Annotated in this window: 1 protein-coding gene; it reads right to left on the bottom strand. The window is 75.9% G+C overall.

Features of this window, described 5'->3' with window-relative positions; translation table 11 throughout:
• Positions 1-264: hypothetical protein (locus GL263_RS27795; protein ID WP_438948017.1), on the bottom strand; the 264-nt coding region annotated here is incomplete at its 3' end.
• Between the last annotated feature and the right edge of the window lie 200 nt (positions 265-464).

The raw sequence follows: 464 nt of genomic DNA, 5'->3' as shown, positions 1-464 counted from the left end.
CTTCACCGGGGCGTTCGACCGCCCCGCCCCGACCACCGCGAGGGCGCCCGCCACCGCGGCCGCCAGATAGGGCAGCACCACGTAGCCAGTCCGGGTGACCTCCGTCAGCACCCCCGTCCAGCCCGGAGTGCGGTGCTCCAGCATCCACCGGTGGAGCGCGGCGTCCACGCCGAAGGGCGTCCCGCCCCTGGCAACCACAGCCCCCAGCAGCCCCACCAGAAGCAACCCGGTCACCACTGCCAGCACAAGGCGCGAACGTGCCATCCGCCGACCGTAACGCCCACGGCCCATCCTCCGGCGCTCCTAGCCGGCGGCGCGCCGCCGCCCCTCGGGGCGGACTGTTGCCGCGCCCGAGGAGCCCCCGGGCCCGGGTCACCCCACGTACCAGGAGACCGCCGGATCGTCCAGCCAAGCGCGCGGACCGTCCGGCCCCACGGTCAGCCCGAAGCGCGTCACCTCCGGCC

Source organism: Streptomyces durbertensis (assembly GCF_014156695.1).
Taxonomy (GTDB): domain Bacteria; phylum Actinomycetota; class Actinomycetes; order Streptomycetales; family Streptomycetaceae; genus Streptomyces; species Streptomyces durbertensis.
Note: the sequence above shows the minus strand (reverse complement) of the source record. Positions and strands in the feature narration are given on the sequence as shown.